The organism is Catellatospora sp. IY07-71, assembly GCF_018326265.1.
Taxonomy (GTDB): Bacteria; Actinomycetota; Actinomycetes; order Mycobacteriales; family Micromonosporaceae; genus Catellatospora.
Genome location: NZ_AP023360.1, coordinates 2,353,348 through 2,377,220 on the forward strand (window position 1 = coordinate 2,353,348; position 23,873 = coordinate 2,377,220).

17 protein-coding genes are annotated in these 23,873 nt (G+C 73.1%); 9 read left to right on the top strand and 8 right to left on the bottom strand.

Translation table 11 applies throughout. The annotated features are described in order from the left end of the window. Position 1: 1 nt before the first annotated feature. A complete protein-coding gene (locus CS0771_RS10640) occupies positions 2–2,656 on the top strand; it encodes a glucosidase (protein ID WP_212840826.1) in 2,655 nt (884 codons plus the stop codon). Positions 2,657–2,781: 125 nt separating this feature from the next. On the opposite strand, the gene CS0771_RS10645 is transcribed toward CS0771_RS10640, so the two are convergent. The 6 genes from CS0771_RS10645 to CS0771_RS10670 all read right to left on the bottom strand — a co-directional run bounded on the left by CS0771_RS10645 (position 2,782) and on the right by CS0771_RS10670 (position 9,599). Continuing rightward, the gene (locus tag CS0771_RS10645) at positions 2,782–4,110 is read right to left on the bottom strand and encodes an ATP-dependent 6-phosphofructokinase (protein ID WP_212840827.1); all 1,329 of its coding nucleotides are present in this window, start codon (positions 4,108–4,110) and stop codon (positions 2,782–2,784) included. 61 nt (positions 4,111–4,171) lie between these two features. Further along, on the bottom strand, positions 4,172–5,434 hold the full coding sequence (locus tag CS0771_RS10650; RefSeq protein ID WP_212840828.1) for a hypothetical protein: 1,263 nt from the start codon (positions 5,432–5,434) through the stop codon (positions 4,172–4,174). A 34-nt stretch (positions 5,435–5,468) separates the two neighbouring features. After that, positions 5,469–7,049 carry a trypsin-like serine protease gene (locus tag CS0771_RS10655; RefSeq protein ID WP_212840829.1) on the bottom strand — a complete coding sequence of 527 codons (1,581 nt, stop codon included), beginning with the start codon at positions 7,047–7,049 and terminating at the stop codon, positions 5,469–5,471. A gap of 71 nt (positions 7,050–7,120) precedes the next feature. After that, positions 7,121–8,032, bottom strand: coding sequence for a formylglycine-generating enzyme family protein (locus CS0771_RS10660; RefSeq protein WP_212845761.1), 912 nt, complete (start codon positions 8,030–8,032; stop codon positions 7,121–7,123). 59 nt (positions 8,033–8,091) lie between these two features. Beyond that, positions 8,092–8,793, bottom strand: coding sequence for an HdeD family acid-resistance protein (locus CS0771_RS10665; protein WP_212840830.1), 702 nt, complete (start codon positions 8,791–8,793; stop codon positions 8,092–8,094). Between the two features lie 98 nt (positions 8,794–8,891). Beyond that, positions 8,892–9,599 (bottom strand): ZIP family metal transporter, encoded by a 708-nt coding sequence (locus CS0771_RS10670; RefSeq protein ID WP_212840831.1) that lies wholly within the window; start codon positions 9,597–9,599, stop codon positions 8,892–8,894. A 113-nt stretch (positions 9,600–9,712) separates the two neighbouring features. On the opposite strand from CS0771_RS10670, the gene CS0771_RS10675 reads away from it, so the two are divergent. From CS0771_RS10675 to CS0771_RS10695, 5 genes are all read left to right on the top strand, one after another. Continuing rightward, positions 9,713–11,536 carry an arylsulfatase gene (locus CS0771_RS10675; protein ID WP_305834663.1) on the top strand — a complete coding sequence of 608 codons (1,824 nt, stop codon included), beginning with the start codon at positions 9,713–9,715 and terminating at the stop codon, positions 11,534–11,536. Between the two features lies 1 nt (position 11,537). After that, a complete protein-coding gene (locus CS0771_RS10680; RefSeq protein ID WP_212840832.1) occupies positions 11,538–12,440 on the top strand; it encodes an HAD family phosphatase in 903 nt (300 codons plus the stop codon). Positions 12,441–12,459: 19 nt separating this feature from the next. Beyond that, positions 12,460–13,722, top strand: a complete 1,263-nt coding sequence (locus CS0771_RS10685) for an amidohydrolase/deacetylase family metallohydrolase (protein WP_212840833.1) — start codon at positions 12,460–12,462, stop codon at positions 13,720–13,722. Between the two features lie 189 nt (positions 13,723–13,911). Continuing rightward, complete coding sequence (locus CS0771_RS10690; protein WP_212840834.1) at positions 13,912–14,376, top strand: hypothetical protein; 465 nt, start codon at positions 13,912–13,914, stop codon at positions 14,374–14,376. Between the two features lie 155 nt (positions 14,377–14,531). Next, positions 14,532–15,710, top strand: a complete 1,179-nt coding sequence (locus tag CS0771_RS10695) for a hypothetical protein (protein WP_212840835.1) — start codon at positions 14,532–14,534, stop codon at positions 15,708–15,710. 184 nt (positions 15,711–15,894) lie between these two features. Here CS0771_RS10695 and CS0771_RS10700 read toward each other — a convergent pair whose 3' ends face one another. Further along, positions 15,895–17,082: an MFS transporter gene (locus CS0771_RS10700; RefSeq protein WP_212840836.1), complete on the bottom strand. Its 1,188-nt coding sequence runs from the start codon at positions 17,080–17,082 to the stop codon at positions 15,895–15,897. 214 nt (positions 17,083–17,296) lie between these two features. Between CS0771_RS10700 and CS0771_RS10705 the strand changes: the two genes are divergently transcribed. Further along, positions 17,297–18,190: an NAD-dependent epimerase/dehydratase family protein gene (locus tag CS0771_RS10705; RefSeq protein ID WP_212840837.1), complete on the top strand. Its 894-nt coding sequence runs from the start codon at positions 17,297–17,299 to the stop codon at positions 18,188–18,190. An 18-nt stretch (positions 18,191–18,208) separates the two neighbouring features. Further along, positions 18,209–18,619: an ester cyclase gene (locus tag CS0771_RS10710; RefSeq protein ID WP_212840838.1), complete on the top strand. Its 411-nt coding sequence runs from the start codon at positions 18,209–18,211 to the stop codon at positions 18,617–18,619. A 4-nt stretch (positions 18,620–18,623) separates the two neighbouring features. Here the strand turns inward: CS0771_RS10710 and CS0771_RS10715 are convergent, their stop codons facing one another. Further along, entirely contained in the window at positions 18,624–19,571 is a 948-nt protein-coding gene (locus CS0771_RS10715) for a helix-turn-helix domain-containing protein (protein ID WP_212840839.1), read from the bottom strand. A gap of 92 nt (positions 19,572–19,663) precedes the next feature. Between CS0771_RS10715 and CS0771_RS10720 the strand changes: the two genes are divergently transcribed. Continuing rightward, positions 19,664–23,866 carry a S8 family serine peptidase gene (locus CS0771_RS10720; RefSeq protein WP_212840840.1) on the top strand — a complete coding sequence of 1,401 codons (4,203 nt, stop codon included), beginning with the start codon at positions 19,664–19,666 and terminating at the stop codon, positions 23,864–23,866. Positions 23,867–23,873 lie beyond the last annotated feature (7 nt).

Below are 23,873 nucleotides of genomic sequence, written 5' to 3' on the forward strand. Positions count from 1 at the left end.
TGTGACTGGGGCGGAGCGCAGGCGGCTGGCGGACGCGGACGCCGGGGCCGAGCCCTGGCGGCTGTGGGGGCCGTACCTCTCCGAGCGGGCCTGGGGCACCGTGCGTGAGGACTACAGCGAGCACGGCACCGCGTGGGAGTACTTCCCGCACGATCACGCCCGCTCCCGCGCCTACCGGTGGAACGAGGACGGGCTGGCGGGCGTCTGCGACGAGCGGCAGACCTTCTGCTTCGGGCTCGGCCTGTGGAACGAGAACGACCCGATCCTGAAGGAGCGCATCTTCGGCCTCACCGGCAACGAGGGCAACCACGGCGAGGACGCCAAGGAGTACTGGTGGTACACCGACTCCACGCCGACGCACTCGTGGATGTCCTGGCGCTACCACTACCCGCAGCGCGAGTATCCGTACTCCGAGCTGGTCGCGGTCAATCGGCAGCTGGACCGCTCCGAGCCGGAGTACGAGCTGGCCGACACCGGGGTCTTCGCCGACGACCGGTACTGGGTGGTCACCGTCGACTACGCCAAGGCGGGCCCGACCGACCTGTGCATGGTCGTCTCGGTCACCAACCGCGCGCCCGAGCCGGCCACCCTGCACGTGCTGCCCACGCTGTGGTTCCGCAACACGTGGTCGTGGGGTCTGCCCGGCCGCGACGACAAGCCCGAGATCGTCGCCGAGCAGGTCGGGGGCCGCGGCGAGCTGCGCGCCCGGCACCGCATCCTCGGCCGCCTGATGCTCCAGGGCGACGGCGAGCCCGAGCCCTTGGCCTGCGACAACGAGACCAACGCGCGGCGGCTGTGGGGGTATGAGGAGACGCCCGACTACCCGAAGGACGGCATCGCCGACCACGTGGTGCACGGCCTGCCCACGGTCAACCCGGACCGCACCGGCACCAAGGCCGCGCTGCGCTACGTGCTCACGGTGCCGTCCGGCGAGACGGCGCAGATCCGGCTCCGCCTGACCCATCTGGCCGCACCGGGCGGCCGGGAACGGCCCACACCGTCGCTCGGCGCCGAGTTCGACGAGGTCATGGCCGCGCGCCGGGCCGAGGCCGACGAGTACTTCGCCCAGCTGGTCCCGCACGGCACCCCCGAGGCCCAGGCGCACGTCGTGCGCGCCGCCGTCGCCGGGCTGATGTGGGGCAAGCAGTTCTACCACTACGACGTGGCCCGCTGGCTGGACGGCGACCCCGCCTCGCCGCCGCCGCCAGAGGGCCGCCGCCACGGGCGCAACAGCGCCTGGCGGCACATGACCAGCTTCGACGTCATCTCCATGCCCGACCCGTGGGAGTACCCCTGGTACGCCGCGTGGGACCTGGCCTTCCACTGCGTCGCGCTGGCCCGCGTCGACCCGCACTTCGCCAAGGAGCAGATCCTGCTCCTGCTGCGCGACTGGTACCTGCACCCCAACGGCCAGATCCCGGCCTACGAGTGGGCGTTCGGCGACGTCAACCCGCCCGTGCACGCCTGGGCCGCGCTGCGCGTGTTCGAGATCGACGGCGGGCGCGACTACGCCTTCCTCGCCCGCGTCATGCACAAGCTGCTGCTCAACTTCACCTGGTGGGTCAACCGCAAGGACACCGGCGGCAACAACCTGTTCGAGGGCGGCTTCCTGGGCCTGGACAACGTCGGCCCGTTCGACCGGTCCGCGTCGCTGCCCGTGCCCGGCGTGCTGGAGCAGTCCGACGGCACCGCCTGGATGGCGATGTACGCCCTCAACCTGCTGGAGATCTCGCTGGTCCTGGCCACCCACGACCGCATGTGGACCGACATCGCCACCAAGTTCCTGGAGCACTTCGCGTACATCGCCAACGCGGCCTCGCACCAGGGGCTCTGGGACGACGAGGACGGCTTCTTCTACGACCTGCTGCGCCGCACCGACGGCCGCGAGGTGCCGCTCAAGGTGCGGTCGGTGGTCGGGCTGCTGCCGCTGTGCGCGACCACCACGCTCAGCTCGGTGACGCTGGTCCGGCTGCCCGAGATCGCAGCGCGGCTGCGCTGGTTCCTCACCAACCGGCCCGAGTTCACCGAGGTCGTCGGGGCGCGGCGGATCTCCGACGGGGGGCAGCAGCAGCGGCTGCTCGCCGTCGTCGGGCCGGAACAGCTGCGGCGGATCCTGAGCCGGATGCTGGACACCGAGGAGTTCCTGTCGCCGTACGGGCTGCGCACGCTGTCGCGGCGGCACCTGGACAAGCCGTACACGATCCGGCTGGGCGGGCACGACTACACGGTCGGGTACGAGCCGGCCGAGTCGGCCAACGGGCTGTTCGGCGGCAACTCCAACTGGCGCGGGCCGATCTGGTTCCCGACGAACTACCTGCTCATCGAGGGGATTCGGCACTACGCCCGGTTCTTCCACGACGACCTGCAGGTGGAGTATCCGACCCGGTCCGGGCAGAAGCTCACCCTGGACCAGATCGCCGACGACCTGTCCGACCGGCTCATCGCGCTGTTCCTGCCCGACCGGCACGGCAACCGGCCCTACCTGCCGGACCACCCGCTGCTGGCCGACCACCCGGACTGGAAGGACCACCTGACCTTCCCGGAGTTCTTCCACGGCGACACCGGCGCGGGCCTGGGCGCCACCCACCAGTGCGGCTGGACCGCCCTGGTCCTCGACCTCATCCTCACCCGCCACCACTCCAGGGGGCTCCGCTAGGTCCCGCCGTCGGCGGCGAATGGTCGACAGTTTCGGGGAAAGTGCAGGCACCGATCACGTGATACCTGCACTTTCCCCGAAACTGCAGCCGCCGAGCGGGGCAGGGCGAGGGCGGGGCGGGGCGGTCAGCCGAAGTGGCGGGGTTGGCCGGTGGTCTCCAGGACGGACATCCAGAGGTCGCCGGTGGGGTCTACCTGGTTGCGCTTGCTGATGGCGAGGGCGATGGGGACGTGGACGAAGCGGCCGCGCCAGCGGCCGACCACCATCGCGGTGCGCCCGGCCATCGCGGCGTGCACGGCGGCGTGCGCGAGCCGGATGCAGTAGACGCTGTCGTACGGGTTGGCGGGCACGCTGCGGATGGCGTAGCTGGGGTCGATGTACTTGAGGCTGGACTCCATCCCGTGCGCGGCGAAGTCCTCCGCGATGCGTTTGCGCAGAAAGAGGCCGATGTCCTTGAGCTTGCGGTTGCCGGACTTGTCGACCTGGCCGGGCTCGTCGGACTCCAGGTACTCCTGCCCGGCGCCCTCGGCGGCGACCACCACCGCGTGCCCGCGTTCGGCGACCCGCCGCCGCAGATGGGCCAGGAAGCCGTTCTCGCCGTCGAGCTGGAACGGCACCTCGGGGATGAGCACGTAGTCGGCGTCGTTGTTGGCCAGCGTCGCGTAGCAGGCGATGAAGCCCGAGTGGCGGCCCATGACCTGCACCAGGCCGACCCCGTTGGGCACCGCGCGGGCCTCCACGTGGGCGCTGCGCAGCGACTCGGTGGCCTTGGAGAACGCGGTCTGGAAGCCGAAGCTCTGCTCGATGTACGGGATGTCGTTGTCGATGGTCTTCGGCACGCCGATCACGGCGATCTTCAGGCCGCGCTCCTTGACCACGTCGGCGATGGTGAGCGCGCCGCGCATGGAGCCGTCGCCGCCGATGACGAAGAGCACGTTGATGCTCATCTGCTCCAGGCAGTCGACTATCTCGTACGGGTCCTGGCTGCCCCGGGAGCTGCCGAGGATGGTGCCGCCGTACTCGTTGATGCCGCTGACCGCCTCGGCGTCGAGGTCGATCGGGGGATGCCCGTAGCCGGCGATGAAGCCCTGGTAGCCGTTGCGGAAGCCGTAGATCTTGGTGACGCCGTAGTGCGAGGTCAGCTCCAGCACCAGGCCGCGGATGACGTCGTTGAGGCCGGGGCAGAGGCCGCCGCAGGTCACGATGCCGACGCGGGTCTTCGAGGGCTGGAAGAAGATCTTGCGGCGCGGGCCGCCGGGCTCGAAGCCGGGCAGCGCGTCCAGCGTGGTCTTGCGCGCGGCCACCATGCTGCGCGTGTCGTCGAACAGCACCCGGTCGTCTTCGTCGACGTAGTGCTCGGTGCTCTCGGTCTCCGGCAGCAGCGGCGCCAGCGGGGACTCGATGCGGCATTCACCGAGGGTGCGTACGGTCAGGTCAACGGCTTGCGGAACCATCGCCGTCCTCCATGATTCAGGGGACCGCAGCCTATCGCGGCGGCGATCACCCCGGCGACGCCTAGAACAGCAGCCAGGTCGAGAACAGCATCCCCATCGGCACGGCGATGACCCCGGCGCTCACCGCGTACGGCCAGAGCAGGCGCGCCGGGAGATGCCGCAGCACCAGCAGCGCGGGCAGCAGCAGCGAGTGCGAGCGATACTGCGACACGGCCGGTCCGGCGATCAGCGGCCCCACGAAGATCGCCACCGCGTAGAGGGCGAGCCCGGCGTCGTACCGGCGCAGCGTGCCCCGCCCGCTCGCGATCACCGCCGCGGTGACCGCGAGCAGCACCAGCGCCAGCGACCACCACAGCTCGGCGTCGGTGTAGACGTCCAGCTCCCAGAGCAGGTCCTGCCGGGGCTGCGCGACCGGGATCACGGCGGGCTCGATCGCCAGCTTGTAGAGCGAGGTCAGCGGGTTGTGCACGCCGTTGCCGTAGTGCTCCTGGATCATCATGTACGCGTTCCAGTGCCCCACCGTGACCCGGTGCACCGCGAACACGGCCAGCAGCCCCGCGACCGGCAGCCCGCACACCGCCAGCGCGGCCCGCGCCGCCGCGAGCGGGCGCACCTCACCGCGCCCGAGCAGGGTCACCACCGTGCCGAAGCCGATCGCGGCGACCGCCACGCCCATCGGGTACGCCGTGGCGACCAGCGCGCCGAACCCGCCCGCCCACCACCACCGGCCGGAGCGCAGCGCGGTCACGCAGGCCAGCAGCAGCACCACGGCGAGCGCCATGGGGAACACCGCGCGCAGGTAGATGCCCGACGGCAGCAGCGCGGCCAGGGCCAGCACGGCCCACGCCACCGGCCGCGCGGTGCCGGTGCCCCGCAGCAGCCGCCACAGCAGCACGAAGGCCGCCAGCAGGCACAGCTCCGTGATGATGAGGCCCGCGGTGTACTCGCCGAGCCCGGTGGGCCAGGTGAGCACCCGGATCAGCGCGGGGTAGAGCGGGAACCAGCCGGCCGTGCCGCACCAGGCGCCCGGCGCGAACATCGGCCCGAGAGCCGGGTCGCTGTCGCAGAGGAACAGCTCGTAGCCGCGCGAGGCGACCAGCGCGTAGAGCCCCGAGTCGGCGCGCACCCGGCCGTCGACCGGCAGGTACGGCTCGGACACGGCGGCCGCCGCCGCGGCGTACAGGGCGTGGCTCGCCAGGTACGCCAGCAGCGGCGCGAGCAGCGCCCGGCTCCGTGCCCGCCACCGCCGCGGCCGCGTCGCCGGATCGGCGGCCGGCGCCGTCTCCGGCGCAGGGGCGAGCACGGCGGTGGGGGCGGAGGACATGCAGGAATCCTCTCCGGTGCCGTCGGGAACGGGGTTACCGGGGTGCGGGCCCCGTCGGGGTGCCGGCCGTGACCAGTTCGAACTGCAGGTCGGTGCGCGAGTTGACCCGCGACAGGATCGTCTCGACCGGAGCGTAGTGGTTCCACTCGTCGGCATTGGTGCACGCGCCCTGACCCGGGTCGCCGTACTTGAGGATGCCGACCGCCTTGCCGTCGGACTCGGTGAACAGCGGGCCGCCGCTGTCGCCGGGGCGGGCGCAGATCTTCACCGAGATCAGCACGCCCTTCTTCACGACGGTGCCACAGCGCGTGCCGGGCTGGTAGCCCGCGCCCGCGCCGGAGTCGATGATCTTCTCACCGGCGGCGGGGGTGTAACCCGAACCGGTGGCGCACACGACCGAGCCGACCAGGACGTTGGCCAGCGGGGTGACGCCGGTGACCGGGATGGTGCCGCCACCCGGGCAGCCGCCGGGGCACCACTCGTTGATCAGGCCGCCGGAGACGGACCGCGCCGTGCTGCGCAGCTGCACCTGGCCGCCGTTCCAGAAGTTCGCCGTGCGCGTGTCCGCGTACGGCATGATCGCGTAGTCGTAGGGGCTGACCCCGGCGATGTTCTCGCCGAGCGCCGCGCGCAGCGTGGCGTCGGGGTGCTCGACCACCACGGGCATCTTCTCCACCAGGTAGCGGTGCCAGGTGTCGTCGATGCGGCTGTGCGTCGCGGTATTGAGCACGCAGTGCCCGGCGGTGAGCACGAAGCGCTCCCCGGTCTTCTGCGAGCGCAGCACGTAGCCCGTGGTGCAGCCGCCGACCGTGCCGTTGTCCCGCGGGACGTCCAGCCGGATGCCGCTGCGCAGCGGCGGCTGCAGGCAGTTCAGCGGGTCGCACGACTTCGGCACACCGGCCGGGCGCGGGCTGCGGTGCAGCCGGGCCGCGCCGCCCGCACGGGTCACGGCGGGGCTGACGCCGGTCAGGTCGACGCCCGCCGGGGCGCTCACCACGACCTGGTTGGACGGCGCGTCCACCGCGATCTCCACGTCGGTGCGCCCGGCCAGGTCGGCGGACAGCTTCGCCGCCGTGGCCTGGAGCTGCTTGAGCGAGCGCGTGGCGGGCACGGCCCGCACGTGGGCGGCGTCGGCGACCCCGGCGAGCGCGGGCTGGAGCAGGTCGGGCTTGGTCATGCCGACCCGCAGCACGCCGCCCGCCTCCTGGTCCAGCCACAGCCCGGCGTACGCGTCGGGCAGGCTCGCCGACAGGCGCTGCGCCAGCTCGGGCGCCGACTGCTGCAGCGCGAGCCGGCGCACCGCCTCGGCCTCGCTGATGCCGTACTGCGCGCGCAGGAAGGCGACCGAGTGCGGCGTGGCGAGCGCGCCGGGGCTCGCGGTGGTGGCGTTCTTGGCCGGGCCGACGGGTGCGGCGCTGCGGCCGGTCAGCGGCTGGACGGCGCCGCCGCGCAGCGCTCCGGGCTGCCCGGCGGCGGGTGCGGCTTCGGCGGCGGGTTCGGCCGCGGGCTCGTGCCACGCGGCGGGGATCACTCCTGCGGCCGCCAGGGTGCCCACACTCAGGGCGACCGCGGTGGCGGCGATGACGGACATGATGACGCGACGGTTTCGCGACACGCCTGACCTCCCCGTACTAGGCGTCTCTCGACAACCGGGGCATCATAGCGACGAATCGCGAACGGGGCTCGCTACGGGCGCACCACCAGGCGAAACCCCAGATGGCAGGTGGAGGTGTCGACCGCCTGCGGCATGCGGGCCGCGGGCCGGTAACGGCGGCAGTAGTTCGGCGCGCACAGGAACGAGCCGCCCTTCATCACCCGGCGCGGAATGCGCACGCCCGGCGTCGCCGGGTCGTAGCTGCCCTGCTCCGTGGCTCCGCGCGGGCCGGCGGGCGCGCAGCAGGCGACGGTCGCGCCGGGCCGGTGGGCGCCGTACCAGTCCGACGTCCACTCCCACACGTTGCCGATCATGTCGGACAGGCCGAACGCGTTGGGTGGGAAGGAGCCGACTGGCGCGGTGCTCTCGTAGCCGTCGGCGGCCAGGTTGAGCACCGGGAACTCGCCCTGCCAGACGTTAGCCATGTGCACCCCGCCCGGCGTCAGCTCGGCGCCCCAGGCGAACTCGGCCGGCTCGGCGGCGCCGCCGCTCGCGGCGTACTCCCACTCGGCCTCGGTGGGCAGGTCGCCCCCGGCCCAGGCCGCGTACGCGGCGACGTCGGCCCAGGCCACGTGCACCACGGGGTGGTCGTCCAGGCCGTCGATCGAGGAACCCGGCCCGTACGGCCGCCGCCAGTCCGCGCCCGGCACGAAGTGCCACCAGCCGGTGATGTCGCGCAGGTCGACGCGGCGCCGCGGCTTGACGAACACCACCGAGGCGGGCACCAGCAGCGACGGGTCGGCGCCCGGGTAGTCGGCCGGGTCGGGGGCGGTCTCGGCGACGGTGACGTGCCCGGTGGCCCGGACGAACGCGCGGAACTCCCGGTTGGTGACCGGGAGCCGGTCGATCCAGAAGCCGCCGACCCGCGCCGTGTGCGCGGGCGCCTCCTCCGGGTAGTGCGCGTCGGAGCCCATCCGGAACGTGCCGCCGGGCAGCCACACCATGCCGGGACGCGGCGGCTTCTCGCCGTCGCGTCCCGGGCGGGCAAGCGTGATCGGTTCGCTCACGGCAGTCCTGCGGCCTTGGCCTGCTTGTTCAGGTCACGGACGCGGAACGCCATGATGAAGTCGGTGATGCCGCGGGCCAGGCAGATCGCGCCGACCAGCACGATGAGCAGCTCGAACGAGCGGAACCAGCGGCCCGCCGCCCAGAAGCCCAGCAGCACCTCGATGATGCCGATGATCAGGCCGAGCCACCAGCCGTCGTGCTCCTTCTTGGTGAGGAAGGCCAGCACGATGTCGGCCGCTCCCTTGAACAGCAGGTACCACCCGATGAAGGCGGCCAGCCAGAACACCGTGCCGCCGGGGTTGACCCAGCAGACGATGCCGGTGATCAGGAACAGCACGCCGAGGATGGCGTGCAGCCAGCGCCAGCCGGGCGCGGTGAACGCCTGGATCAGCTCGAACACGCCCGCGACCAGCACGATGATGCCGGCCAGCGCGGCGATGGTGCCGAGGCTGCGCACCGGCTGCTGGTTGTAGGCCAGCACGAACCAGCTGACGATGATCCAGCAGACGCCGGTGATGAGGAACAGCCACCACGGCACCTTCGACGCCATCGTCGCCTGTCCCGTGGTGAACACGTCCGTGCCCGCGGTGCCGGGCGGCACCGAGCCGGGCCTGGCGGTGGTCGGCGCGCTCGCCGCGCCGGCCGCAGGCTTCATGCCGGGCTGCCCGGTGCTGGGACTGGGCGTTGCGGTGCTCATCTGTCCTCCCGGAAGTGAGTTTCATCCGCTTGCAGACTATGCACCGGGTCATCCGCTGATGCGGTATTTCGACAATTCGTCCATGATTGCCCGCGTAGTCACTCGAGCCCGGACAGGGCGCCGGCCACCGCGAAACCGAGCACCGCCAGCAGGCCCGTCGTCTTGCCGCCGAGCTTGTACGCCTCCGGGATCATCGAGTCGGCCAGCATGGTCAGCACCGCGCCGGCCGCGAAAGCCTCGATGTAACCGCCCTCGGAGCCCGGCACCATCTTGTACGCGACGGCGCCGATGGCCGCGGACAGGGCGGAGACGGCCACGACACCCCACCACACCCGGTACGCCTGGCCCCGGGTGTGCCCGGCGGCGCGCATGAAGGCGCTGGCGCCGAGCGCCTCCGGCAGGTTGGAGATGAAGACCGCGACGAGGAAGGCGATCGCCACCTCGCCGCCCGCGGCCACCCCGATGCCCAGCACCAGCGACTCGGGGATGCCGTCGAGCAGCGCGCCCACCACGATGGACCGGTCGGCGGAGGCGGCGCCCATGCTCTGCCGCCCGGTGACCAGGTGGTCCACGAAGAAGAACACCAGCGCGCCCAGGCCGAACGCGGAGAACATCAGCAGGTCCTGGTTGAACCCGGTGGGCACCAGTTCGTAGGCGATCGCGGCGAGCAGCGCCCCGGCGCCGAAGCCCATCACCAGGCCGACCCGCGAGTCGGACACCGGCCGCTCGCGGAACGCCAGCCAGGCGCCGACGACCAGCGAGAACGCCGCTATGCCACCCCAGGCGGCGGCTTCCAGTGCAGTCACGCGCGCCCCCATCGTCTGCACGCGACGGTAGCAAGCCAATCCACCCGAAAACGGGAACATGCCTCGTATTGGGCGGAATACTGGATCGCGGTAGGACGACGTCTGGAGGAGACATGGCTCCGAGCCGGTCCACGGCGAAGAAGGCTCCCGCGAAGAAGGCTCCGGCCAAGCAGGCTGTCGCGAAGAAGAGCACCGCCGCCCGGAAGGCGGTGGGGCCGTCCGCACCCGTCACAGAGCAGGCCGCGCCCGCCGGAGCGATGAAGAAGACGGCCGCCGCCGCGCCGGTGGCGTCCGCCGCTCCGCGTAAGGCGGGACCGGGCAAGAAGGCGGCCGCGCCCGCCGCGGCGAAGAAGGCCCCGCCCAGCCGGGCCACCGCACGGGCGGGACGGGGCCCGTCGCGTACCCCCGCCGCCCGCGCCGCCGCGACCGGCGGCGGCCGCGGGCGCAAGCCGAACATCCTGGTCATCTGGGGCGACGACATCGGCATCACCAACCTGAGCTGCTACAGCGACGGGCTGATGGGCTACCGCACGCCCAACATCGACCGGATCGCCGACGAGGGGGTGCGCTTCACCGACTACTACGGCGAGCAGAGCTGCACCGCGGGCCGCTCGGCCTTCCTGACCGGCCAGGCGGTGTTCCGCACCGGCCTGTCCAAGGTCGGTCTCCCGGGCGCGGACCTGGGCCTGCACGCCGCCGACCCGACCATCGCCGAGCTGCTCAAACCGCACGGGTACGCCACCGGCCAGTTCGGCAAGAACCACCTCGGCGACCGGGACGAGTTCCTGCCCACCGCCCACGGCTTCGACGAGTTCTTCGGCAACCTCTACCACCTCAACGCCGAGGAGGAGCCCGAGCAGGCCGACTATCCTGATCCGCGCTCCTTCCCCGACTTCCGCAGGCGGTTCGGGCCCCGGGGGGTGCTGCACTGCTGGGCGCTGCCCGGCGGCGGCCAGAAGATCGAGGACACCGGGCCGCTGACCCGCAAGCGCATGGAGACCATCGACGACGAGGTGTTCGCGCACGCGGCCGACTTCATCCAGCGGCAGGCCGAGGCGGACACGCCGTTCTTCGTCTGGTTCAACACCACGCACATGCACTTCAAGACGCATCCGCGCCCCGAGATCAAGGGCTGGGCGGGCCGCTGGCAGTCCGACTACCACGACGTGATGGTCGACCACGACCGCATCGTCGGTGAGCTGCTGAGCCTGCTGGACCAGCTCGGCATCGCCGACGACACCATCGTCATGTACAGCACCGACAACGGCCCGCACATGAACACCTGGCCGGACGCCGGCATGACGCCGTTCCGCAACGAGAAGAACTCCAACTGGGAGGGCGCCTACCGGGTGCCGGCGCTGCTGCGCTGGCCCGGCCGAATCCCTGCGGGCCGGGTCGCCAACGAGATCGTCAGCCACCTCGACCTGCTGCCGACGCTGCTGGCCGCGGCGGGGGACCCCGACATCGTCGAGGAGCTGAAACAGGGGCACGAGGCGGCGGGCAAGACGTTCAAGGTGCACCTGGACGGCTTCGACCTGCTGCCGTACCTCACCGACGACGAGCCGCACAGCCCCCGCGAGGGCTTCTTCTACTTCTCCGACGACGGCGACCTCACCGCGCTCCGGTTCGACAACTGGAAGCTGGTGTTCATGGAGCAGCGGGCCCCGGGCACGCTGCGGGTCTGGGCCGAGCCGTTCACGCCGCTGCGGGTGCCCAAGATCTTCAACCTGCGCACCGACCCCTACGAGCGGGCCGACATCACCTCGAACTCCTACTACGAGTGGATGCTCGACCGCGCGTACATGCTGCCGGCGGCGCAGAAGCTGGTCGGGGACTTCCTGGCCACCTTCGAGGAGTTCCCGCCCCGGCAGGAGGCGGCCAGCTTCACCGTCGACCAGATCATGGACAAGATGCTGGACGGCATAGGGAGCCACTGACGTGGCCTTCCTCCCTTCCTGGCGACCCGGCCCCACCCGCGACGCCATCGCCTCGTTCCTGGACGAGGCGCTGGCGCTGCCGCCCGAGCAACGGGTCGCGGTGCTCGACAACGACGGCACGCTGTGGTGCGAGCGCCCCGGCTACATCCAGTACGAATTCCTGGTGCGCACCCTGCACCAGGCGGTGGCGCACGACCCGGGCCTGGCCGAACGCGCCGAGTACCGGGCGCTGCTGGACGGCGACCACGCCGCGCTCGGCGAGCTGGGCCTGCAGCGGGTCGCGCTGGCGCTGCTGGAGCTGTGCGCGGGCTGGACGCCGGACGAGTTCACCGGCCGGGCGCGCGACTTCGTCTACACCGAGAAGCACCCGGACTGGGGCGTGCCCTACCCCCGGCTCGTCTACCAGCCGATGCAGGAGCTGCTGGAGGCGCTGCGCGCGCACGGCTTCGCGGTGTTCATCGTGACCGGCGGCGGCACCGAGTTCGTCCGCGCGATCAGCCGCGACCTGTACGGCGTCGCGCCCGACGACGTGGTCGGCACGCTGGTGGAGTACCACTTCGAGGAGCGCGGCGAGGGCCCGGCGCTGGTGCGCACCGCCCAGGCGCTCGGCGAGGTCAACGAGGGCCGGGCCAAGGTCGAGCACATCCAGACGCAGCTCGGGCGCCGTCCCATCTTCGCGGCGGGCAACTCCGCGGGCGACCGGGAGATGCTGGAGTACGCGCAGGCCGCGGGCTCGCCCAGCCTGGCCCTGCTGATCGACCACGACGACGGGGAGCGCGAGTACGCGTACGCCTCGGTCGGGGTCACCACCACCGACACCGAGCCGATCGCCGACATCGGCCGCCGCGAGGGCTGGACCGTGGTCAGCATGCGCGACGACTGGGCCACTGTGTTCCCGGCCTGAGCCGCGTAGGGTCGTGCCCGTGGCGTACGACCTGCTGCTCACCGGCGGCCGCGTGCTCGACCCCGCCGGCGGGCGGGACGCGGTGCTCGACGTGGCCGTGTCCGGCGGCCGGATCGCGGCGGTCGCCCCGGGGCTGCCCCGCGACGACGCGCGCGAGATCGTCGACGTGTCGGGGCGGCTGGTCACCCCCGGCCTGGTCGACCTGCACACGCACGTGCACCCCGGCGCGACCTACTGGGGCGTCGACCCCGATCCCGCCGCCTGGTGCTCCGGTGTGACCACCTGGGTCGACGCCGGTTCGGCGGGCGCCTACGGCCTGCCCGCGCTGCGCGAGGCGGTGCGGGGGTACGCCGTCCGCGTGCCGGTGCTGCTCAACATCTCCGCGCTCGGCCTGACCGGCCGCACCGGGGAGTCCCGCGACCTCGCCCACTGCGACGCCGACCTGGCCGTGGCCACCGTCGCCGCCAACCGCGACCTGGTGTACGGGATCAAGGCGCGGATCGACGCCGAGACCGTCGGCCCGCACGGTCTGGAGCCGCTGCGCCGCGCCGTCACCGTGGCCCGCGCCTGCGAGCTGCCGCTGATGGTGCACATCGGCGCCGCCCCGCCCGCCGTCGCGGACGTGCTGCCGCTGCTGCGCGCAGGCGACATCGTCACGCACTGCGCCAGCGGCATCGCCATGGGCCGGGGCGCCCCCGCCCCCGCGGTGCGCCGCGCGTACGACGCCGGTGTCCTGTTCGACCTCGGGCACGGGTCCGGCGGGTTCGCCTTCGACGTGCTGGAGGAGCAGCTCGCCGCCGGGATGCCGCCGCACACCGTCTCCACCGACCTGCACGGCCGCTCCCTGCACGGCCCCGTCTTCGACCTGCCCACCACCATGGCGAAGCTGCTGGCCGTGGGCATGACCCTGCCCGAGGTGGTCGCGGCGGCGACCATCGCGCCCGCCCGCGCGCTGGCCCTGCCGACCGGCACCGGCACCCTGGCCGAAGGCGCCCCCGCCGACCTCGCCGTGTTCACCGTCGAAACGGGCGCGTTCCCGGTCGCCGACGTGCACGGCCGGCAGCGCACCGCACCCCTGCGCCTGCGCAACGAGGCCACCTACGTCGCGGGCCGCCCGCTCCCACCGCGCCTGCCCGCCCCGCCGCGCCCCTGGATCCCGCTCACCGACGCCCAGCGCGCCGCCCTCGCCGACCGCGACCGCCGGATCCGCGCCCTGCTCACCACCCCGCTCGTCGGCCCCGAAGCCTTGGCGGACCAGTTCCCCCGCCCCACCGCCCCCTGACCGGTGCTCGGCCAGGCCGTCCCGCTCCCACATGGCGGATCCGCCGACCGGAGGGGGCACTGTACCGCCCCCTCGACGTAGCAGGGCGACTTTCGCCGAGCCCGTCCACGCATCCTGACCAGGGCGGAGGATGGATTCCTTGGGGGCCGGCTCTCCCAGCCGGCACCGTAACCCCGATTGGAGGACGTCATGCGACGCCTCTCGCGAGTTGCCTGCATCCTCACCACCACGTTCTTCGCCGCGCTCGGCCTCAGCGCCGTCCCGGCCGCGGCCGCCGAACCGACCCCGGCGGTGTGCACCAAGACCGCCAAGACCGTCGAGGACGGCCTCACCGTCTTCGCCCGCGAGCTCTCCAACGTCACCAAGGCCGCCGACTCCGGCGACATGACCGCCGCCGACCAGTCGGTCAAGAAGGCCGGCACCTCCCTGGTAGACCTGGCCGCCAACCTGCGCACCGACGCCGCCACCGCCGACGCCGCCGACGTGAAGACCACCCTCGGCCAGCTCGCCGACGAGTTCGAGGCCCAGGGCAAGAGCCTCACCACCGTCGAGTCCCTCCAGAAACTCGACGTGACCCGCATAGACGCCCTCTCCGACCAGATGATCGCCATCTGCGCCGCCGCCTCCTCCACCACCACCCCGACCCCACGCTGACGCGCCGCGTCCCGCGCGCTTCCCTCCCGCGCCGATCTTGCGTGAACTGTGGGTGCGACACGCCCCTTCCGGGCAGATCCCTAACAGTTCGCGCAAGATCGACGCGGGGGGTCGTGTGGCGCGCGGGCCGGGCGGCGGGGGATTAGCATCCTGCGGTGCGTACCTCAGCCCTCGCCGCACCTTCCGCCGTTCTGCTCGCCCTCGCCCTCGCGCTCGCGGGGTGCGGCTCCGCGACGCCGGCGGCCGGGCCGCCGCCCAGCTGGGTCGGGGCGAGCGGGATCCCGTCGGCGGTGCCGAGCGCCAGCGCCACCTCCGCGCCGTCGCCGTCGGCCGCCGCGGCCGTCTTCGCACCGGGCAACCCGAAGGGCAGGGCGGTGGTGCCGGCCGAGGCGCGGGCCGTGAACACCACGAAGCCGACCCGGGTGATCGGGAACGGCACGCCCGCGAGCTGCACGTCCAAGGCGGTGGTGGCGGCGGTCGCGGCGGGCGGGATCATCACGTTCGACTGCGGGCCGGACCCGCTCACCATCACCATGACGGCCACCGCGAAGGTCAGGAACGCGAACGGGCCGAAGATCGTGCTCGACGGCGGCGGCAGGATCACGCTGAGCGGGGGCGGCAAGCGGCGCATCCTCTACATGAACACCTGTGACCAGGCGCAGGGCTGGACGACCTCGCACTGCCAGGACCAGGACCACCCGCAGCTCACGGTGCAGAACCTGACCTTCGCCGACGGCAACTCCACCGGCGAGACGGCGGAGGGCGGCGGCGGAGGGGCGATCTTCGTACGCGGCGGCCGCCTGAAGGTGGTCAACTCCCGCTTCATCCGCAACCGCTGCGACAACACCGGCCCCGACCTGGGCGGCGCGGCGATCCGGGTGCTCAGCCAGTCGAAGGGCCTGCCGGTGTACATCGTGCACAGCACCTTCGGCGGCGGGCCTGGCCTCGGCGGCCGCTGCTCGAACGGCGGCGCGCTGAGCAGCATCGGCGTGTCCTGGGTGGTGCTCAACAGCCTGCTCACCCACAACAGCGCGATCGGGCACGGCGCCAACCCGGCGCGACCGGGCCTGCCCGGCGGCGGCAGCGGCGGCGCGATCTACACCGATGGCAACCTGTTCACCGTGCGGCTGGCGGGCACGATCATCCAGGACAACCACGCCGAGGAGGGCGGCGGCGCCGTCTTCTTCGTGAGCAACGACCGCACCGGCACGATGTCGATCGAGGGCTCCACCCTGCGCCGCAACCCCAGCGACGGCTTCGAGACCCGCGGCTACCCCGGCATCTTCTTCCTCGGCGCCCGCAACCCCACCGTCACCTCCTCCACCCTCAAGTAAGGAAGGGCACCTTCTTAACGCTTTCCGTAGAGGAAGGTGCCCTTCTTAACCTCCGGGCGGCGGCTCGCCGGTGCAAGATCGGTGTCTCGTGTCAGAAGGTGCGGTCTGACCTTAGCTATCGACACGAAGTCGCGATCACGCCCGCCGGGCAGCCGGGCAGCCGGGCAGCCACGCGCGGAGCGGGTCAGCCCTGGGCGGCGGCGGGTGCGGACGCCCGCCCGGGGCGCAGGGAGGGGGCGGCCAGCGCCACGAACAGGGCCAGGACGGCGGGGATCGCCAGCGCGGCGGGCAGCCCCGTGAACTCGGCCAGCGCACCGATGACCAGCGGCCCGACGACGAAGCCGAGGAAGCCGAGGCTGGCCACCCGCGCGATGGCCTGCCCGGCGCGCGCCGGGTCCTGACTGCCCGCGGCTGAGAACACCTGCGGCGCGATACACGCCAGGCCCGCGCCGAGCAGCCCGAAGCCCGCCACCCCGGCGACGGGGTGCCCGACCAGCAGGGCGAGCCCGAGCCCGACTCCGGCCAGCACTCCGCTGACCTGGACCAGCCGCACCGGCCCGAGCTTCGCGGTCAGCCGGTCGCCGACCAGCCGCCCCGCCATCATCATGATCGAGAACGCGGCGTACGCGGCCGCCGCGAACCCCGGCGAGCTGCCCAGGCTGTCGCGCAGGTACACCGCGCTCCAGTCCGCGGCCGCCCCCTCGCCGACCAGGCAGCAGAACACCAGCACCCCGAGGAAGGTGACCCCGCGCAGCCCGCCCGCCGCCCGCTCGGCCGCCCCGGCGGAGGGCATTTCGGAAGGCGCCAGGCGCAGCCGCGCGGCGACCACCGCCGTCACGGCCACCACCAGCGCGACGGCGAGGAACGTCGGCGCCGCGCCCAGCTCCGCGTACGCGAACACCCCGCCCACCGCCGCGCCCAGGAACCCGCCGACGCTGTACACCGCGTGGAACGACGACATGATCGGCGCCTGCCGGGCGCGCTGCACCTCGACGGCGGCCGCGTTCATGGTGATGTTGAGCAGCCCGTGCGTGATGCCGAAGGCCAGCAGGCAGGCCGCCAGCACGGCGAGGCTCGGCGCGTACGCCGGGGACACCAGCAGCACCCCGTCGGCGAGCGCGACCGGCAGCAGCAGCCGCCCGGTGCCGTACCGGTCGACCAGCCGCCCCGCCGCCTGCATGCCGATGATCGCGCCCGCCGCGAAGGCCAGCAGCCCGAGGCTGAGCTGCCCGTCGGACAGGCCCAGCCCCTGCTTGATCGCCGGGATGCGGGCGGTCCACGTGCCGAGGATCACGCCGTACAGGCCGAACAGCAGGCAGACGGCCACCCGGCCGCGGCGCACCGCGAGTGGGACGGTCGAGGGCGAGGTCATGAGCGGGCTCCGAGGGGATGCGGCGGGGGCCGGACGTCGTGCCGTACTGCGAATATCATGAATGTCGGGCCGAAATGAGGCGAACCGGCCCGGCCGGGCGTGCCACCCCGGCTGTATGCTGCCAGTTGCCCTGGCCAGGCCTCGGGTGAGCGGTCGTGCTCCCCGGCCCGCGCCGGGAGGTGCCGGTGAAGTCGAGCTGCGGGAGCCGAGAATCATGACGAACGAGACGCTGCTGGTCACCGGCGGTGCCGGCTTCGTGGGGACGCACCTCATCCGCGCGCTGCTGGAGACCCGCCCCGCCGCGCGGATCGTGTCCGTCGACAACTACTTCACGGGCACGCACGAGAACGAGATCGACGACCCGCGCGTCACCTACCTCGACGGCTCGACGGTCGACATCTTCAAGATCTGGGCCGAGCACGGCCTCGACTCCCCGAAGATGGTCTTCCACCTGGGGGAGTACGCCCGGATCGTGCAGTCGTTCGACGAGTTCGACCGGACGTGGGAGTACAACACGCACGGCACCAAGGAGGTCGTGCGGTTCTGCGCCCAGCATGGCGCCCGGCTCGTCTACTCGGCGTCCAGCTCGAAGTTCGGCAACGAGGGCCGTGACGAGCACCTGAACCCGTACGCGTGGACCAAGGCCAAGAACGTCGAGCTGATCAAGAACTACGGCGAGTGGTACGGCCTCGACTACGTGATCACGTACTTCTACAACGCGTACGGGCCGGGCCAGATCAGCGCGGGCACCTACGCCACCGTGATCGGCATCTTCGAGCGGCAGTACCTGGCCGGCGAGCCGCTGACCGTGGTCTCCCCGGGCACGCAGACCCGCGACTTCACCCACATCTCGGACATCATCTCCGGCATCCTGGTCTCCGCCGAGGGCGGCAAGGGCGACGGCTACCTGCTCGGCTGCGGCCGGGAGTGGGAGCTGACCGAGGTCGCGAAGCTGTTCGGCACCGAGTACGTCATGATCCCCGCCAAGCGCGGCGAGCGGGTGCACGGCCGCGCCGACAACAGCAAGGTCCGGGCGCTGGGCTGGGAGCCGAAGGTCGCCCTGGACGAGTACGTCGCCCAGTTCGTGCGGAGCAACCCGCGCCCCTGAGCCGGTACGCTGCGGGCCATGTCCGACTACGCGGACACGGCCCGCAGGTTCGTCGCCGACGTGTGGAACGGCGAGCGCGAGGAGTCGGCGTACGACCTGGTCGCGGCCGACTGCCCCGGCCTGGGCGCGCACGGCCCCGAGGGCACCCTGGCCTGGCACCGCGACCGCCGGGCGTCCTTCCCGGACCTGCGCTACCAGCTGCTCGACGTGCTCGCCGATGGGCCGAAGGCGGCCCTGCGCTGGCACGCCACCGGCACCCAGGAGGGCCACTTCGGCCCGGTGCCGCCCACGGGCCGGGCCGTGACCTACGCGGGCGTCACCCTCCTGACCTTCGACGCCGACGGCCGCATCGCCGACGTCTGGAGTGTCAACGAACTGTTCCAGCTCCTCCAGCAACTCGGCGTCGCCATGCTCCCGCCGGAGTCCTGAGCGGTCAGATCCAGCCGCGGCGGGTCGCGATGGCGCCCGCCTGGAAGCGGTTGGCGGCGCCGAGCAGCTCGTAGAGGCGGCTCATGCGGCGGCGCATGGTGCGCACCGACCAGTCGAGCTGGCGCGCGATCGCCTCGTCCTTCAGGCCGCTGACCAGCAGCGCGAGCAGCGCCCGGTCCTCCTCGGACACCGGGTCCTCGGCGGGGGCCTGCAGCGGCACGGCGCTGCGCCAGCACAGCTCCCAGTAGTCGATCAGGCCGTCGAGCAGCGTGGACGGCCGGATCACGGCGGCCCGGACGTCGGTCAGGTCCAGCGACAGCGGCATCAGCGCGATCCGCCGGTCCACGATGGCCAGCTTGATACGCAACCCGGGCAGCACGCGGGCCTGCTCGCCGTGGCCGATCAGCTCGCGGATGTCGTCGAAGACGCCGGGCCACTCCAGCGCCTCGGGCGCGTACACGGCCCGGTACTTCACGCCCCGCGCGATGTTGGCCTGCTCGATCGGGTTCGAGGTGGTCAGCGCGTACGGCGGCCGGTCCAGTGTGATCACCTCCTCGCGGGCCTCCTGCTGGATCTGCACGAACCAGCGGCCCAGCGCCTCGCTCCCGGTGACGATCTCGATCTCCTCGCCGGTGTCCGAGTGCGCGGCGGCGAACAGCAGGGCCAGCTTGCCGGCGGCGGCCTGCACCTGGTCCAGCTCGGCGGCCCGGCTGCGGACGAGGGCGGACACCGCGGCCTGCGGCTCGATCGCGGCATACCGGCGGCTGCGCCCGGCCAGGCGGCCGACCAGGCCGTGGTCGCGCAGCCGGTCCAGCGCGCGGGCCACCCGCTCCGCCGAGCAGCCGAGTTCCGCGGTCAGGTCGGCGGGGGAGGCCGTGCGGCGGACGAGAACGGCCCGGTAGACGGCTTCGTCGAAGGGGTCGACACCGGCGGGGGTCAGCTCGGAGGTCATGCGCCTGATCCTGGCCCAAAAGTGCCACCGGCAGCAACGGGCCAGCCGATGTCATTGCGCCGTCAAGGTCACGACCACTAGACCGAACAGTCATGAAACTCCCCCCTCGTTCCATCGCGGCCGGGCTCTCGGTCGTCCTCGCCGCCGGGCTCGTCTCGGCCTGGTCCCCGGCGGACGCCGCGCCTCCGCCGGCGCTGCGGCGCGTCATCGTGCTGCTTGCCGGGGACGCCGCGGTCGCCGCGGCCCCGGGCGGTTCGCTGCGCGACGCGCGCGGCGCCGACGCGGCCCGGGTCGGCGACGCGCACAAGGCGGTGCGGGACCGCCAGCGCGCGCTGCTCGACACCGCGCGCCGCCAGGGCCTGCGGGTGACCGGCGAGCGCCCCCTCGGCCTGCTGGTCAACGCGGTCGCCGCCACGGTGCCCGCCGACGACGTGGCCCGGCTGTCCGCGCTGCCGGGCGTGCTCGCGGTGGTGCCCGACGCCCCGGTGCGGGCGCACACCGACGTGAGCGTGCCGCTGATCGGCGCGCCCGAGGTCTGGCAGCGGCAGGACGGCACGGGCACCCCCGCCAAGGGCGCCGGGGTGACCGTCGCGGTGCTCGACAGCGGCATCGACTACACCCACCCCGACCTGGGCGGCGGCTTCGGCGAGGGCTTCAAGGTGGTCGGCGGGTACGACTTCGCCAACGGCGACGCCGACCCGATGGACGACAACGGGCACGGCACGCACGTCGCGGGCATCATCGCGGGCCGGGCGGCGGCGCCGGGCGGGATCACCGGCGTCGCGCCGGAGGCGGACCTGCTGGCGTACAAGGTGATGAACGAGTGGGGCGAGGGCTGGACCTCGGACATCATCGCGGGCCTGGAGGCGGCGGCCGACCCGGCCAACCCGCACCGGGCCGACGTGATCAACATGAGCCTCGGCGGCTACGGCGACGGCCTCGACCCGCTGGGCCTGGCCGCGACCGCCGCGACCGAGGCCGGGGTGGTCGTGGTGGCCTCGGCCGGCAACAGCGGTCCGGGCCGGGACACGGTCAGCAGCCCGGCCGCCGCCGACGGCGTCATCGCCGTGGGCGCGTCCACCAGCAACATGGTGCTGCCCACGGCCTATGTCGACGGCGTGCGGGTGCAGACCTATCGCGGCCACCTGTCGGCCAACCCGGCGGCCGAGCCGGTCACCGGGCGGCTGGTGGACGGCGGGTCCGGCAGCATCGAGGAGCTGGATGCGGCGGGCGACCTGCACGGGAAGATCGTGCGGATCAACGGCTATGCCGCGCCGGTGCTCGACTACCTCACCCAGTGGGAGCTGGACCTGGCCCGGGAGCTGGAGCGGCGCGGCGCGCTCGCGGTGATCTCCGGCCAGGGCGGCGGTGGCGGCCCGGTGGTGGCCTCCGCCGACGGCGCCGTGCCCGCGGCCCCGTCGGGCGGTCCGCGCGGCCTCGCCAAGGACCTGGCCAAGGGCCTGGTGGGTACGCAGGCCTCCGGCGACCTGTACCGGATGGACCGGCTGGTCGTGCTCGGCATGGACGGCACCCAGTACGAGGAGCTGAGCGCGCGCCTGGCCGCCGGGCCGGTGGACGTGACGCTCAAGGGCGAGGACGTGACCGACCGGATCGCGTCGTTCTCCTCGCGCGGCCCGTCGCTGCGGTTCGGCCTCAAGCCGGAGCTGGTCGCGCCGGGTGTGGGCATCCGTTCGACGGTGCCGACGGCGCTGTTCGGGCCGGGGCAGTACCTGATGTCGGGCACCTCGATGGCCGCCCCGCACGTGGCGGGCGCGGCGGCGCTGCTGCGCCAGCTGCACCCGGGCCAGGACCCCGCCGACGTGCTGTCCACGCTCACGGGCACGGCGAAGCCGGTGGGCGGCACGCCGACCGCGTACGGCGCGGGTCGCCTCGACGTCGCCGCGGCGGCGCGGGCGGTGCTCACCGCGTCTCCCGCGAGCATCTCGTTCGGCCTCGCCGACCTGTCCGGCCCGAAGGTGGGCGGCAGCGCGACGGTGACCCTGCGCAACTCCGGCACCCGGGCCATGACCGTTCGCCTGCGCGCGAACTCGGCCGACGTGCGCCTCAAGCCGGACCGGGTCACCGTCCCGGCCGGGCGGACCGCGAAGGTGACCGTCACGCTGTCGGCGAAGCGGCCCGCCGGGGACACCGAGATCTCCGGCGTGATCACCGCCGACGGCGGCTCCGGCCGGGTCGCCCGGGTGCCGTACCTGCTGGTCGTGCGCCCGCTGATCGTGGCGGCCACGCCCGACCCGAGCGACGGCACGAGCACCGTGTGGATCGGCGCGCCGACCGCCCTCGGGGCGGCCCCGGTGGTGACCGTCGACCCGCCGCGCGGCACGCCGTACACGGTGACCGCGACGCACCGGTACGGCACCGTGTACACCGCCGATCTGACCGGCGCGCATCCCGGCGCGTACGGCGTCAGCGTCCAGGGCACCGCGCTCACCGGGCAGCGGCTGACCGGCGCGAGCGGCTTCGAGGTGACCCCCGAGGACCTGCGGGGCGACAAGTGGCAGCCGGTCGGCCCGAACGGCGCGGGCGGGCAGCTCACGGTCACCCCGGCCGACGGCGCGCAGGGCGTCATGACCACCGACTACAAGGCGGGCCTCTGGCTCACCACCGACCACGGCACGAGCTGGAGCCAGCTCAACCGCCTCCCGGTCGGCGGCGCCTCCGGCCTCGGCACCGTCGTGGTCGACCCGAAGAACGCGGCCCGCTGGTGGTACGCGGTCAACGACCCGCAGGCGGGTGGGGGGATCCTGCGTACCACCGACCGGGGCCGCACCTGGACGACCCTGCCCGTGCCCGAGGGCTGGGTGACCGGCCTGCTCGCCGGCGCCCAGGCGAAGGTGCTGGTGGCGGTGGTCAGCGGCACGCTGCTGACCAGCACCGACGGCGGTGACACGTGGACGCCGCAGCCGTCCGGCGTGCCCGGCGAGATCGTGTACACGGCGATCAGCGGCGACGACCTCTACCTCGGCACGTACGACGGCATCTGGAAGCTGGCCGGGATCACCTCCGGCTCGCCGGGCACGGCCGTCCAGGTGTACGCGGGCGGCTCGGGCTTCATCGCGGCGCTCGCCGCCGACGAGGGCGTGGTCGCCGCGGTGGTCTGGGGCTCGGGCGTGGTCGGCTCGCACGACGGCGGGCAGCACTGGTCCACCCTGTACCAGCGCGATTTCGGCCTGAGCACCCTGCGCGCGACCGGCGGCGAGCTGTACGTGGCGACGCTGTCCGGCGAGGGCATGCGCGGCCGCGACCACGGCCGCACCTGGGAGCCGGTCGCCCTGCCGTCGCACGACGCGTACGTCTACGACTACGACCGCTGGCCCGACGGCACGGCCGCGACGACCACCACGGCCGGTGTCTACACCGCGACCGGGGACGGCTTCCGCCGCCTCGGCGTGCAGGGCACCACCGTGTACGACCTCGCCTTCACCGGCGGCGACCTGCTCGCCGGCACCGAGAACGGCCTCTACCGCACCACGTCGCCCGCGGCGGACCCCGAGTGGGGCGCGGCGCGCGGCGAGGGCTGGATCGGCGAGGGCGCCGAGCACCTGGCCGCCTCCCCGGCCGACCCGAAGGTGCTCTGGAAGGTCCGCCGCCTCGGCTGGGGCGACCAGTTCGTGCTCGCCCGCAGCGACGACGGCGGCCACGAGTGGACCGAGCTGTTCACCGCCTCGGAGAAGCCGACCGCGCTGCTCATCCATCCCGCCGACCCCGGCCAGGTGTACGCGGGCTTCGAGCAGCTGTCCGGCCAGGGCCTCACCGTCACCCGCGACAACGGCCGCACCTGGAAGAACTTCTACCTGCCCGAACGCGTCAACGCACTGGCCGGCGACCCCGCCGACCCGCGCCGCCTGTGGCTGGGCATGCGCAGCGGCCTCTACCGCTCCGACGACGGCGGCGTGAACCTCACCAAGGTCGCCGACGGCCCCGTCACCGCCATCCACCTCTCCGGCGGGCGCTTCGTGCTCGGCGGCGACACGATCCGGACCAGCACCGACGGCGGCCGCACCTTCCGCACCGCCGACACCGGCCCGCTGGACCTGCTCGTGTCCGACTTCGCGGCCAAGGGCGACACCCTCTACGCCGCCACCACCGCCCACTCCTCCTATGGCCTGGCCAAGGGTGGACGCGGCGTCCTGCGCAGCACCGACGGCGGCCGCACCTGGCACAACATCTCGACCGGCCTCCAGAACACCGACGTCACCACCATCGCCGTCAGCCCCGACGGCCGCTGGCTCTTCGCCGGCACCCTCCGCGGCGGCACCCACCGCCTCCCCCTGTAAAGGAAGG

Coding starts and splice junctions, on each gene's coding strand:
- CS0771_RS10715 (WP_212840839.1), bottom strand. CDS start 19,571: ATGACCTCCGAGCTGACCCCCGCCGGTGTCGACCCCTTCGACGAAGCC.
- CS0771_RS10710 (WP_212840838.1), top strand. CDS start 18,209: ATGTCCGACTACGCGGACACGGCCCGCAGGTTCGTCGCCGACGTGTGG.
- CS0771_RS10690 (WP_212840834.1), top strand. CDS start 13,912: ATGCGACGCCTCTCGCGAGTTGCCTGCATCCTCACCACCACGTTCTTC.
- CS0771_RS10645 (WP_212840827.1), bottom strand. CDS start 4,110: ATGGTTCCGCAAGCCGTTGACCTGACCGTACGCACCCTCGGTGAATGC.
- CS0771_RS10665 (WP_212840830.1), bottom strand. CDS start 8,793: ATGAGCACCGCAACGCCCAGTCCCAGCACCGGGCAGCCCGGCATGAAG.
- CS0771_RS10720 (WP_212840840.1), top strand. CDS start 19,664: ATGAAACTCCCCCCTCGTTCCATCGCGGCCGGGCTCTCGGTCGTCCTC.
- CS0771_RS10650 (WP_212840828.1), bottom strand. CDS start 5,434: ATGTCCTCCGCCCCCACCGCCGTGCTCGCCCCTGCGCCGGAGACGGCG.
- CS0771_RS10700 (WP_212840836.1), bottom strand. CDS start 17,082: ATGACCTCGCCCTCGACCGTCCCACTCGCGGTGCGCCGCGGCCGGGTG.
- CS0771_RS10675 (WP_305834663.1), top strand. CDS start 9,713: ATGGCTCCGAGCCGGTCCACGGCGAAGAAGGCTCCCGCGAAGAAGGCT.
- CS0771_RS10705 (WP_212840837.1), top strand. CDS start 17,297: ATGACGAACGAGACGCTGCTGGTCACCGGCGGTGCCGGCTTCGTGGGG.
- CS0771_RS10660 (WP_212845761.1), bottom strand. CDS start 8,032: ATGGTGTGGCTGCCCGGCGGCACGTTCCGGATGGGCTCCGACGCGCAC.